The sequence below is a fragment of the Prochlorococcus marinus CUG1415 genome (assembly GCF_017696015.1).
In the GTDB taxonomy this organism is placed as follows: Bacteria; Cyanobacteriota; Cyanobacteriia; order PCC-6307; family Cyanobiaceae; genus Prochlorococcus_A; species Prochlorococcus_A marinus_AE.
In genome coordinates, this window is record NZ_JAAORL010000002.1 from 102,121 (window position 1) to 113,562 (window position 11,442).

Sequence of the window (11,442 nt, forward strand, 5' to 3'; positions counted from 1 at the left end):
AAGTGAATATTAAAAAGCATATTCTACTATGCGCAACACCCACAAAACAGAAATGCTTTAAAGGCAATGAAGGTCAAAAAACATGGGAATGTCTTAAAAAGACTTTAAAAAAATTTGAGAATGATCCCTCTACAAAAAACGTTCATATATTAAGATCAAAAGCCGACTGTTTAAGGATATGTAAGAACGGCCCAATTCTTCTTGTTTGGCCAGATGGTATTTGGTACGAGAAAGTTTCTCCAGAAAAAATTTCAGAAATTTTTACCTCACATATTATTAACGACAAGCCAATAGAAAAATGGATTTTTAAAAAAACACCATTTTTAAATAGTCCTAGATACTTATAAACCAGTTCTTTACGACTTCGTCTGACCAGCAGCCATTAATCGAGTGAAACCCATTATGACCTCCTTTCTCAGTTATAAGAATAGTAAATTTATCAATAAGTTCTTTTCTTAAATTCAAAGTATCCTTATATGGAACCCAAGGATCATCCTTGGCATGAATAAAAAGCATTTTAGGTAATTTTTTTATTGAGTTTTGGACTCTAAATATTGGAGAAGCTTTAATATAATAATCTTCTAAAGAATTAAATCCCCAACTAGGAGCTGTAAATTTCTGATCAAATTCCCTTATACTTTTTAAACTTCTAATTTTTTTTCTTAATTTCTCGTTATTAAGAAGTTTTCCTTCATCATTAAATCCTTCCCATAACTGATTTTTTAGTCGGTGAAGTAACCATTTTTGGTAGATATAATTTCTAGATTTTTCAATACAAAGACTGCATGATGATAAATCTAAAGGACTACTTACGCAGGCTAGGCCATCTAAAAGTTTTTCTCCCTTGTTTTCATCGTAATCTAAGCAAGCATTTAAAAGAATTGTGCCACCTAAAGATAATCCAACACCGTAGATTGGAAGATTATTCATTTTAATGAGATCTTTGAACTCTAAATTAATTAATTTTTTAAAATATTTTATTGCTGTAATAACATCACTAGAGCATCTAGCACAATAATTTCCTTTAGCTAGATATCTCGCAGACCCAGACCCTCTTAAATTTAATTTAAGAACTCCAAAACCATTATTTGCTAATTTCCTAGAGATTCTTCTTAACCCAAAACGTTTAGTTGAGCCCCCTAACCCATGTATAACGATAACAAAACCCCTGGGATAGCTTAAGTTTTCAGGTAATTCTAAAAATCCCAGAAGATAATCACATTCAAATTTTTCAGAAAGAATTTTATTAATAGGAAAGAATATTTTTTTATTTTTTTTTGATTTACCAAAATCAATAACAAAAGTATCTCTCAAAGTTTGTAAGTCGCCACCTATCCAAGGAAAGACTTGTCGAAATGAATTATTTTTTAAGTAATCTGAAAAAATTGAAGATATACTATTATTTCTCCCCAACTCCAAGATCCTTTAATTCTGCAATTAGATCATTTAATACCTTCTTTGCATCGCCAAAGACCATAGAAGTATTGGGCAGATCAAATAGATCATTTTTTATTCCGGAATAACCTGCACTCATACCTCGTTTAATTACAAATACCGTTCTTGCTTCCTGCACATCAAGAACTGGCATGCCATATAAAGGAGAAGAACTATCATTTTTCGCCTGAGGATTAACTACATCATTTGCTCCTAAAACTAAAACAACATCCGTTGCTGGGAAATCAGGATTCACAACATCCATTTCTTTAAGTTGTTCGTAAGGAACATCAGCTTCTGCTAAAAGTACATTCATATGTCCAGGCATCCTCCCTGCTACAGGATGTATTGCATAAACAACTTCAATACCACTTTGCTCTAGTTTTTTTGTCACTTCCCTTAAAGTATGTTGAGCCTGAGCTACCGCGAGACCATAACCAGGAACAATTATTACCTTGTTTGCTGCCTCTAAAGTCAATGCACATTCTTCAACACTGCAAGAAGTTATATTTGTATATTCTCCTGATCCAGAAGAGGCCGTACTTTGCGCAGATAAAGATCCTCCAAAAAGTACTGAGACCAAAGATCTATTCATCCCCCTGCACATCACTTGAGTAAGTATTAGACCTGCTGCTCCAACCATTGCGCCTGCCACTATCAAAAGCTGACTATCTACAACAAAACCTGCTGCTGCTGCTGCGATCCCTGAATAACTATTTAATAAAGATATAACAACTGGCATATCAGCTCCACCAATTGGCAAAGTAACTCCTATACCTAATAAAGAAGAAACTATAACTAAAAGCCAAATAGAACTTATATTGCCGTTTATCAAGTCAAAAAACGCTATCAAGGAAGCAACTGCAAAAACAATATTTACAAAATGTCTAACTTTGCTCTGAGTCCATCCTGGAGTTGACAACCAACCCTGTAACTTTGCCATTGCGACAATTGAACCAGTGAAAGTTATTGCACCTACAAATATTGAAACAGATATAGAAACTTCGTTAATCATTGACTTAAAAAAATCAAGATTTGCTGCTCTATTAGATATCGGGAAAATAGCTACTCCCAAGGCGACTAAAAGTGATGACATTCCACCACAACCATTAAACAATGCAACTGTTTCAGGCATGGAGGTCATCGGTACTTTTTTTGCAAGTATTGCTCCGAACAAACTACCAATGATTGATCCAATTATTATCCAAATCCAAGACTGAATAGCAATTCCAGATGTCCCCAGATAATAGGATAGTAATCCTATTACTGATAAAGACATTGCAAATGCAGCTAATCTATTAGCATCCCTTGCTGATTTTACTTTTGACAATCCTTTTATTCCCAAAGCCAGTAAAAGTACAGCTAGAAGGTCAATAACGAATTTGATGATTTCAGGTAGAGTCATACTAAAAATTACTTCTTATTTGATGGTTTACGGCTAAACATTGCCAGCATTCGATCAGTTACAAAAAAGCCGCCCACTACATTGAAAAGAGCGAATCCAAGAGAAACTGAACCAATAATTAAAAGTGGTAAGTTGCCTTCTGCTTTTACAATTAAAGTCAATGCTGCCAGCATTGTGATTCCTGAAATTGCATTTGCTCCGCTCATTAGAGGTGTGTGAAGAGTAGGAGGAACTTTTCCAATTAACTCAAGGCCTAATAAACTACCAAGTAAAAGGACCCAAAGAAGACTTATAAAAGACATAATTTTAAAAACCTCAATTTTCAAAAACTTTATTTTGAAGGACAACTCCTTCATCGCTTAATAAACAACCAGAAATGAGTTCATCCTCTTTATCTAATTTAATTACACCATCTTTTATAAATGGTGTAATCAAAGATGTTAAGTTCTTAGCATAAAGTGAACTTGCATCGTAAGGAACTGATGAGGGTAATTCGCCAGCCCCTATAAGTTTTACACCATCTTTGATAATAGTTTCATTTGATTTTGTTCCTTCGCAGTTACCTCCTTGAGAAACTGCCAAGTCAATCACTACTGCACCAGACCTCATTTTTTCAATCATTGAAGAGTCTATTAAAACAGGGGCCTTTTTACCTAGAACTTGCGCAGTACAAATAGCAACATCAGCTTCAGATAAATATTTAGTTAAAGTAGCCTTCTGTTTTGAAAGGAATTCAGGTGTTACGGCTTTTGCATAACCTCCTGCCTCTCCTGGCTTTTCGTCCACTTCAGGAAGTTCTATAAATCTTGCTCCTAAGGACTCTGCTTGTTCTTTAACAGCAGGTCTAATATCAGATACAAAAACTATTGCACCAAGTCTTTTTGCTGTAGCAACTGCCTGCAATCCTGCAACTCCTCCACCTAGAACCACTACTTTGGCAGGTTGGACTGTCCCTGCTGCAGTCATAAGCATTGGGAAATATCTATCTAACTCACTTGCCGCTAAAAGAACTGCTTTATATCCAGCAATATTAGCCTGTGAAGAAAGAACATCAGAAGATTGAGCTCTACTAATCCTCGGAAGCAACTCTAGTGATAAAGCTGAAATCTTATTACTATTTATAATTCTAAGAAGCTCTTTATTACCATATGGGTTAAGGAGACCAAGAAGAACAGCTCCTTTCTTTAATTTAGTTAAATTATCCTCTGAAGGGGTTTGAACACAAAATATTAAGTCCGCTTCACCCCAAATTTTTTGATCTAGGTTATTAATTATTGTTCCACCCGATTCTTCATATGATAAGTCACTAAATCCTGATAATTTTCCTGCTGAACTTTCAATATAAACATCACATCCTAGGCTTTTTAATTTCTTTACCGCTTCTGGTGTAGCTGAAACTCTTCTTTCACCAGAGCATGTTTCGGAAGGAATAAGTATCTTTGTCAATTTATTTATTTTTTTAACATACTAAATATAAATTGAAGAAAGTCAAAAGTCTTGGATTTTTGTTAAAAATATATTTTCTTTTCTATAAAAAATAGCTATGTAGAATATATAAGTACTAAATAATCCAAATGAGTATAAAAGCAATCGAATGTCCTGATGGAGTATGTCATAGTCATCATGGTGGTCATGCTGTTCCAAGACAAGCTATGCAAAAAAATCTAGAAAAGCATGGTAAAGATTGGTGCGAGAAATTAGCCGAGAGAATTTATGAAATGTCAGTTGATACTTATTCTCAGACAGTCATGCCCAGTCTACACTCTGCAGGTTGGCAAAGAAGGCATTTAGATTGGGAATTCAAGCTTGCAGAAAATGATTCTGAGCCTGATGAAGCTCTTGTTGAAGGAATTATCAATGCCACAGAAAGCTTTTTAAGGAGTAGTGAGGTGCATCGATTATTTATTCAGGAATTAGTCCAAGGAACATTTGAAGAAGCAAATGACAAAAAAATAATTTCTAAAGCAATAAAATCTATCATTGAAGAAGAAATTGTTAGTTCACTAAGAGAAAAAAAAGAAACTCTTTTGAAGAAAATATCTGCAAAATTAATATCAGAAGAAAAAATTAGCGAAGAACTTGCAATAAATTCAGCCAAAGAGGGTTTCGAGGAAGTAGAAAGGCTACTTGCAAATCACAGCGAAGCAGTTTAACCCTAATTCTTTATATTTTCTTTATATTTTCTTTATAATTGCCTCAAAAATAAGCTCAAATATAAATTAAAAATTAAATTATTGTTTTGAAGTACAAAGTTGTAACTTATTAGACCATATATATATTATCTCTTGTGCTTATCTATTAAGAACTTTTTAAGTTTAAATGGAAAATTTCATTAGAAAAAGGATTGATATATCGACCTGTTGGGCTACCAACAGAATTTCTGTAATGGATACTTTAGAAAAATATGAAGACAGTTATGCTATCTCAGAAGAATTTAGAGAGTGGATACTACATATTGGAGAAAAGAGTGAAAATATAAAAGATTCATTATTAATCTTCCCAAAGGAATTAAAAGAATCATTAGACCAAAAAGTCAGCGATTAAATAATAAATCGATCGTGTGAAATCCGACCTACATTATTTGGGTTTATTTATTATTATTAGTAGTGGAATTAGAAAATAAATGGAAAATAAAGAGAAAAATTCAAACGTAGAAAATGTTGTAATTATAGGCTCTGGCCCTGCAGGTTATACTGCAGCAATATATGCAGCACGAGCAAATCTTCAACCTTTGCTTGTAACAGGATTTAATTCCGGTGGTATTCCAGGCGGTCAATTAATGACTACAACATTTGTTGAAAATTTTCCAGGATTCCCAGATGGAGTACTAGGTCCTGAATTGATGGATCTCATGAAGGCTCAAGCGGAAAGATGGGGTACAAATTTATACGAAAGTGATGTTGTCTCAATTAATACTGATTTACATCCCTTTGAAATAAAAACTCTAGAAGGAACGATAAAAGCAAACTCAATTATTATTGCAACTGGAGCAAGTGCAAATAGATTAGGAGTAATAAATGAAGATAAATTCTGGAGCAAAGGAATAAGCGCTTGTGCAATTTGTGATGGAGCAACTCCACAATTCAGAGATGAAGAATTAGCTGTTATAGGAGGAGGAGACTCTGCATGTGAAGAAGCGGTATACCTTACAAAATATGGAAGCAAAGTGCATTTAATTGTTAGATCAGAGAAATTAAGAGCTAGCGCCGCAATGGTTGATAGAGTAAAAGCTAATCCAAAAATTGAAATCCACTGGGACACAAAAGTAGAAAAAGCTAATGGTTCTGAATGGCTTGAAAAAATAGAAACTATTCACTCGCAAGAAGGTAAAGGGGAAATTAATATTAAGGGTCTTTTTTATGCAATAGGACATACACCTAATACTAAGTTCTTAGGCAAAAAAATTGATTTAGATAATAAAGGATATATTGCTTGCAAATCAGGGCGCCCAGAGACATCTATTGAAGGCATTTTTGCAGCAGGTGACGTTGTAGATTCAGAGTGGAGACAAGGAGTTACTGCTGCAGGGACAGGATGCATGGCAGCATTAGCTACTGAAAGGTGGCTATCCGAGAAGAACTTAGCAAAAACTATAGTCAGAGCAACCCCCGAACCAGAAAAAAAACTTAATTCATCAGATTTTAATGAAGAGGAAGTTAATGAAGATACTTTCGATTCAAACTCTGAATGGCAAAAAGGCAGTTATGCATTAAGGAAACTTTATCACGAGAGTAAAAAACCTCTCTTAGTTATTTTTAGTTCCCCAAGCTGCGGCCCATGTCATGTTTTGAAACCTCAATTAAAAAGGGTTATTAAAGAACTAGATGGTGCAGTGCTCGGCGTTGAAATAGATATTGATAAAGATCAAGATATTGCAAAACAAGCTGGTATTAACGGCACACCTACAGTTCAGCTTTTTAAAGAAAAATTATTAAAAAAACAATGGCAAGGTGTCAAGCAAAGAAGTGAGTTTAAAGAAGCTATAAAAAATATTATCTAAAGTAACTGTTTAGTTATCTATTCCTTTTAGGATTATTTTTGTTAGTTGCAGGTCTAGCACCACCACCTGCATTCCTTTCTCGATAAGTTATCCTCCCTCTAGAAAGATCATATGGGCTTATCTCAACTAATACTTTGTCCCCAGCCAATAATTTAATTCTAAATTTAGTCAATTTACCTGCAGCTCTGCATAAACATTGATGTCCTTCAGGTTGCTCTAAGGTAACCAAATAAAATCCATTTCCCTGCTCTTTTTCTATTACACCTGAAGTTTCAATCATTAATTAATTTTTTGCTAAATTTATATTATCAGAAAAAGATTGGTCAAAATTGATTTAAGAAAAATTACCAACTGAAAAATATGTAATTCACTTTAAATTGAAAATTTAATTTCATTAATTATTTGAAGTTGACCATAGTAAAAATTAGCCTTCGCAATTTTTCCAGGATCTTCTAATTGATCAAAAAAAACAAAGCCAAGGCCTTCCCATAATGAAGATCCGCAGACGTTATTCAATTCATTCTTTGCATCTTTTGCAAAATTATCTAGTTTTCGTTCTAGATTTTTAGACCTGGAAACAGACATAACAAATAATAGGTATATGGTACAAATATACTATAAAAGACTAGAATTGCAATATTAAAAAGGTAATCTCTTTTTTTCCTCAATATTTAGATCTGCTTCCATTTCCCTTAATCTTTTCAGTATTTGTTGGTAATAGTCTTTGATATAAATCTCTAGTGATGTAATATCTTCTTTTTTTAGATCCAATATTTCGTAGGTTTTGCTCATGTCAGCATCTAATGATTCTCCACTACTGGTTACTTCTGCAAAAGCTAATCTTTCAGCTACATTTAAAGAATCTTGGAAAAAAGAAACTACTTTTTGAGTCACAGTAATAAGGAAGGGGGAAACTCTAAAAATTTTAGCTTTTTTTTCGCTAGTTTTTTCACATAGGGATATAACTTCGTTTGAATCCCATGCTTTGGGACCAACTAATGGCAATGATGTTCTATAAGTTTTTGGATTATTTACTGCTGCGACAATAAATTTAGCCATATCTTGAGTATTCATATAAGCAATTTTCGTTTTAGTTCCACTTATCCATACTGCTTGACTATCTAAGACTGGGATAGCAAATTGACCTATAACTCCTTGCATAAAAGCTGCACATTTGAAGATTGTATATTCTAGGTCAGAATTCTCAAGAAGTTTTTCAGTACAATATATAATATCCATTAATGGAACATTTCTAAATTTTTCTGTTAGAAGTATTGAAAGAAATATTACTCTTTTTACATTTAAGGATTCACAAGCATTGAATAAATTGAGTTTTCCATTCCAATCTATTTCATAAATACTTCTAGGATCATCCGGTCTACTAGTTGCCGCATCAATAACAACTTCAATATCTTGCAATGAATATTCAATATCGGAATAATTTAATAAATTGCCTTTTGTTAATTCACAACCCCACTCTTGTAGAAAAGAAGCTTTTTTTGGATTTCTCACAAAACATCTTACTTGATGTCCATCTTCTATAGCTTGCTTTGCTATTTGCCTTCCAAGAGTACCTGTTGCTCCTACTAAAAGAATCTTCATATTTAGGATTTACTTAACCTGTAGAACATAACTCACTTTGTTATCTATTCGTGAGAATCAATCTCCCTGAAACTTTAATAATAATGCACCACCAACCAATCCTATTGGGATCAGTATCCAGAAAACTGCCGCAATACTAAAAATTTCTTTAGCCATAGTAAAATTTAATGATTACTATAATTTACATTCAATATACAATTATTTGTCAAAAAAGTAGATAATGCAAATATCTTGAAAATTTTTGAATATATGAATCCCAATTTTAAAGAAGAAAATATTAATTATCCTAATTACTGGAATTGGAATGGTTTTAAAATTTGTTGGAGTGTTATAGGCGAAGAAAATAAAATTCCAATTATCTTTCTCCACGGATTTGGTGCTAGTCGAAAACATTGGAGAAACAATTTAGAATATTTCGCAAAAAGGAATTGTGCTTCTTATTCTTTAGATTTAATAGGGTTTGGAGATTCAGATCAACCTGGAATAAGACAAATTGGTAGATTAAATAATGAGATTTGGTGTAACCAAGTGAAAGACTTTATTGCACAGGTCATAAGACCAAAGAATTCTGGTAAAGTCATTCTTATTGGCAATTCCCTTGGATCATTAGTGGCTTTAACATGTGCTGTTTCATTAGAGGACCAGATTGCAACAGTTATTGCATCGCCTCTACCAGATCAAATTCAGGAAAAAAACAAGAAAATAACAAAGAATCAATTATTGAAAAAATTTAAAGATAGATTCATAACAATATTTTTTATATTTTTCCCTTTAGAGATTATTTTATTTTTAATAACCAAATTAGGGGTTATAAGACTGGGTCTAAATTATGCCTATTTCAAAAAAGATAATATTGATCACGAACTAATAGATTTAGTAATAAAACCAGTCTTAAGGAGTACTTCAGCTAGATCATTAAGAGCAATGTGTATTGGAATGTCTTCAAGAGATGAAAAATTTCAAGCCTCCTACCTTTTAAGAAAACTTAGCGCCTCAAAAAAAGTTCCTTTTTTATTAATTTGGGGAGATAAAGATAATTTCATACCTTTGTTTATTGGTAAAAAGATTGCAAATTTCTATAGATGGGTAAAATTAAAAATAGTATCCGATTCAGGACATTGTATCCATGATGAAGACCCTTCAGTATTCAATAGAATCTCTTATGAATGGATTAGAGATTTAAAAACCTTTTAAAATATGAAACATACACTATCAGTACTTGTAGAAGACGAATCCGGAGCTTTGAGTAGAATCTCAGGTCTCTTTGCCAGAAGGGGATTCAACATAGATAGCCTCGCAGTAGGACCTGCAGAATCCAAAGGGATTTCACGGTTAACAATGGTTGTAGAAGGTGACGATGAAACTCTTCAACAAATGACTAAGCAACTAAATAAGTTATTTAATGTTCTTGGAGTTGTAGATTTTACTAATCTCCCAGCTGTTGAGAGGGAATTGATGTTACTAAAAGTTTCATCGAAAGAAGATACCAGAAGTAAAATCTTAGATATAGTTCAGATATTCCGTGCAAAAGTTGTTGATGTTTCAGATATAGCCTTAACACTTGAAGTAGTGGGAGATCCTGGGAAGTTAGTTGCTTTAGAGAAATTACTAGAACCCTACGGCATTCTTGAAATAGCAAGAACTGGAAAGGTCGCTCTTAAACGTTCTTCAGGAGTGAATACAGAAATGTTAAAAATCAACAAATATTCTCTAGAAATTTAATTATATATTTTGATTTCTTTTATATAGTCTTCTTTCTTGATTTCTTCGAGTACATCAAATCCTTTAATAATTCTTCCAAAAATTGAATATCTTCCGTCTAGTTCTGGAATCTTATTAGTTACAAAAAAAAATTCAGTAGAGGAAGAGTTATTCTTACTAGTCTTAACCATAGCTATTGAACCACTCTCAAAAGTATTAACTAAATTTTCAGTTTCATTAGGATTTTTTATTTGATAGTTGTATCTTGGTTTAATTTCTTCTTTGAATTTTATTTCTAATGGTATTGAAGGACTTGTCTTATTTAGGGTTTGATTTCGTTCAATATAAAATTTATTTTCAGGATTAACACCTCCGTGTATAAATTTTAGTTGGGTATAATTTATTATTTTATAAAATTTTTGATTTACATAAATATTATTTTCTATGTTTTCTAGAAAGTTTGATACTGTTACTGGGTTATCTTTACCAAACAATTCAACCTCAAAATCACCTTTTGAAGTTTTAAAATTAACTATTTTATTAACTTTATTACAAGTTAATTTATTTTTTTGGCAGTAATAATTTGAATCAATCTTATTTCTAAAACTACAAGATGATACCAAAAACAAAATCTGAAAAAAAGATAATGGTTTTAATAAAAAATTTTTTTTTATTTTAAACCCTCCAAATTAACATTCAAGAATTTCGCCAGCCGCGCTCCTTCTTCTTCAACTTGAAGTAGTGGTTTAAGTTCACCTCCTTCGCTTAAAGGGAGTGGTTTTTTTCTACCTTTGAGTACTAAAGCTATTCTTCTTCTAGGATTAAATCCCTCACTTATGTCTAACTTAACTGATTTAATTTCATCGAAATTAAATTTAACTTCAATTTCTTTAAATAACCCTTTTCTTTTTATTTCTACAGATTTTGATGCTTTATCAAAAGAATTGCTTCCTGAACCGAAGTCTATATAAACCAAATACCATAAATAAAAATTTAATAAATTGGCTATTACTCCATAGGCTCCCATTATTATTCCTTGCGGTATGAACAATAAAGTTGACGGATTCCCGAGAGGTAATAAATCCCTTCCTGTGTAACTAGATAAAGAGGCCAAAAGAAAACCAATACCCCCAATTGTTAGCATTCCACCGATAATGTAATTAGAAATTTTTCTTGACCCTCCAATTTTTTGTTCGATTTTATCGAAAGACGTGATTTCTGAATTCATTTTTATTTTTAAGGCCTAATTCAAATAATTTAACAAACTAAGGGAGTATTCTTACCTAATTTTTAATAAAAA

Annotated in this window: 16 protein-coding genes; 6 read left to right on the forward strand and 10 right to left on the reverse strand. The window is 32.5% G+C overall.

Translation table 11 applies throughout. The features are described from left to right. Positions 1-2: 2 nt before the first annotated feature. On the forward strand, positions 3-347 hold the full coding sequence (locus HA143_RS06665) for a (2Fe-2S) ferredoxin domain-containing protein (RefSeq protein ID WP_209084845.1): 345 nt from the start codon (positions 3-5) through the stop codon (positions 345-347). Here the strand turns inward: HA143_RS06665 and HA143_RS06670 are convergent. The 4 genes from HA143_RS06670 to HA143_RS06685 are packed head-to-tail and all read right to left on the reverse strand — an operon-like array spanning position 334 to position 4,285. Further along, on the reverse strand, positions 334-1,419 hold the full coding sequence (locus HA143_RS06670) for an alpha/beta fold hydrolase (RefSeq protein ID WP_209084846.1): 1,086 nt from the start codon (positions 1,417-1,419) through the stop codon (positions 334-336). The two genes, HA143_RS06665 and HA143_RS06670, sit on opposite strands and share 14 nt — an antisense overlap. After that, on the reverse strand, positions 1,400-2,839 hold the full coding sequence (locus tag HA143_RS06675; protein WP_209084847.1) for an NAD(P)(+) transhydrogenase (Re/Si-specific) subunit beta: 1,440 nt from the start codon (positions 2,837-2,839) through the stop codon (positions 1,400-1,402). The genes HA143_RS06670 and HA143_RS06675 overlap by 20 nt, the downstream gene beginning before the upstream one ends. An 8-nt stretch (positions 2,840-2,847) precedes the next feature. After that, positions 2,848-3,141: an NAD(P) transhydrogenase subunit alpha gene (locus HA143_RS06680; RefSeq protein WP_025926772.1), complete on the reverse strand. Its 294-nt coding sequence runs from the start codon at positions 3,139-3,141 to the stop codon at positions 2,848-2,850. Positions 3,142-3,154: 13 nt separating this feature from the next. Continuing rightward, positions 3,155-4,285: a Re/Si-specific NAD(P)(+) transhydrogenase subunit alpha gene (locus HA143_RS06685; protein WP_209084860.1), complete on the reverse strand. Its 1,131-nt coding sequence runs from the start codon at positions 4,283-4,285 to the stop codon at positions 3,155-3,157. A gap of 128 nt (positions 4,286-4,413) precedes the next feature. On the opposite strand from HA143_RS06685, the gene HA143_RS06690 reads away from it, so the two are divergent. From HA143_RS06690 to trxB, 3 genes are all read left to right on the forward strand, one after another. Then, positions 4,414-4,992, forward strand: coding sequence for an EF-1 guanine nucleotide exchange domain-containing protein (locus tag HA143_RS06690; RefSeq protein ID WP_209084862.1), 579 nt, complete (start codon positions 4,414-4,416; stop codon positions 4,990-4,992). Positions 4,993-5,158: 166 nt separating this feature from the next. Next, complete coding sequence (locus tag HA143_RS06695; RefSeq protein WP_209084864.1) at positions 5,159-5,383, forward strand: hypothetical protein; 225 nt, start codon at positions 5,159-5,161, stop codon at positions 5,381-5,383. A gap of 79 nt (positions 5,384-5,462) precedes the next feature. Further along, positions 5,463-6,839: a thioredoxin-disulfide reductase gene (gene trxB, locus HA143_RS06700; protein WP_209084866.1), complete on the forward strand. Its 1,377-nt coding sequence runs from the start codon at positions 5,463-5,465 to the stop codon at positions 6,837-6,839. Positions 6,840-6,852: 13 nt separating this feature from the next. Here trxB and infA read toward each other — a convergent pair whose 3' ends face one another. The 4 genes from infA to petM form a co-directional block, all read right to left on the reverse strand. Then, positions 6,853-7,119, reverse strand: a complete 267-nt coding sequence (gene infA / locus HA143_RS06705) for a translation initiation factor IF-1 (RefSeq protein ID WP_209084868.1) — start codon at positions 7,117-7,119, stop codon at positions 6,853-6,855. Positions 7,120-7,211: 92 nt separating this feature from the next. Continuing rightward, entirely contained in the window at positions 7,212-7,424 is a 213-nt protein-coding gene (locus HA143_RS06710) for a hypothetical protein (RefSeq protein ID WP_209084870.1), read from the reverse strand. 54 nt (positions 7,425-7,478) lie between these two features. After that, positions 7,479-8,441, reverse strand: a complete 963-nt coding sequence (locus HA143_RS06715) for an NAD(P)H-binding protein (protein WP_209084872.1) — start codon at positions 8,439-8,441, stop codon at positions 7,479-7,481. Between the two features lie 57 nt (positions 8,442-8,498). Beyond that, positions 8,499-8,597 (reverse strand): cytochrome b6-f complex subunit PetM, encoded by a 99-nt coding sequence (petM, locus tag HA143_RS06720; protein ID WP_011132786.1) that lies wholly within the window; start codon positions 8,595-8,597, stop codon positions 8,499-8,501. Positions 8,598-8,690: 93 nt separating this feature from the next. Between petM and HA143_RS06725 the strand changes: the two genes are divergently transcribed. After that, positions 8,691-9,635 carry an alpha/beta fold hydrolase gene (locus tag HA143_RS06725; RefSeq protein ID WP_209084874.1) on the forward strand — a complete coding sequence of 315 codons (945 nt, stop codon included), beginning with the start codon at positions 8,691-8,693 and terminating at the stop codon, positions 9,633-9,635. Between the two features lie 3 nt (positions 9,636-9,638). Next, positions 9,639-10,163, forward strand: coding sequence for an acetolactate synthase small subunit (gene ilvN / locus HA143_RS06730; RefSeq protein ID WP_209084889.1), 525 nt, complete (start codon positions 9,639-9,641; stop codon positions 10,161-10,163). On the opposite strand, the gene HA143_RS06735 is transcribed toward ilvN, so the two are convergent. Both HA143_RS06735 and HA143_RS06740 read right to left on the reverse strand, forming a co-directional pair. Next, complete coding sequence (locus HA143_RS06735; protein ID WP_209084891.1) at positions 10,160-10,765, reverse strand: peptidylprolyl isomerase; 606 nt, start codon at positions 10,763-10,765, stop codon at positions 10,160-10,162. The two genes, ilvN and HA143_RS06735, sit on opposite strands and share 4 nt — an antisense overlap. Before the next feature lie 47 nt (positions 10,766-10,812). Then, positions 10,813-11,370: a photosystem I assembly protein Ycf4 gene (locus HA143_RS06740; protein WP_209084893.1), complete on the reverse strand. Its 558-nt coding sequence runs from the start codon at positions 11,368-11,370 to the stop codon at positions 10,813-10,815. Positions 11,371-11,442: the final 72 nt, after the last annotated feature.

Coding starts and splice junctions, on each gene's coding strand:
- HA143_RS06695 (WP_209084864.1), top strand. CDS start 5,159: ATGGAAAATTTCATTAGAAAAAGGATTGATATATCGACCTGTTGGGCT.
- infA (WP_209084868.1), bottom strand. CDS start 7,119: ATGATTGAAACTTCAGGTGTAATAGAAAAAGAGCAGGGAAATGGATTT.
- HA143_RS06715 (WP_209084872.1), bottom strand. CDS start 8,441: ATGAAGATTCTTTTAGTAGGAGCAACAGGTACTCTTGGAAGGCAAATA.
- HA143_RS06740 (WP_209084893.1), bottom strand. CDS start 11,370: ATGAATTCAGAAATCACGTCTTTCGATAAAATCGAACAAAAAATTGGA.
- HA143_RS06725 (WP_209084874.1), top strand. CDS start 8,691: ATGAATCCCAATTTTAAAGAAGAAAATATTAATTATCCTAATTACTGG.
- petM (WP_011132786.1), bottom strand. CDS start 8,597: ATGGCTAAAGAAATTTTTAGTATTGCGGCAGTTTTCTGGATACTGATC.
- HA143_RS06690 (WP_209084862.1), top strand. CDS start 4,414: ATGAGTATAAAAGCAATCGAATGTCCTGATGGAGTATGTCATAGTCAT.
- trxB (WP_209084866.1), top strand. CDS start 5,463: ATGGAAAATAAAGAGAAAAATTCAAACGTAGAAAATGTTGTAATTATA.
- HA143_RS06680 (WP_025926772.1), bottom strand. CDS start 3,141: ATGTCTTTTATAAGTCTTCTTTGGGTCCTTTTACTTGGTAGTTTATTA.
- HA143_RS06710 (WP_209084870.1), bottom strand. CDS start 7,424: ATGTCTGTTTCCAGGTCTAAAAATCTAGAACGAAAACTAGATAATTTT.
- ilvN (WP_209084889.1), top strand. CDS start 9,639: ATGAAACATACACTATCAGTACTTGTAGAAGACGAATCCGGAGCTTTG.
- HA143_RS06675 (WP_209084847.1), bottom strand. CDS start 2,839: ATGACTCTACCTGAAATCATCAAATTCGTTATTGACCTTCTAGCTGTA.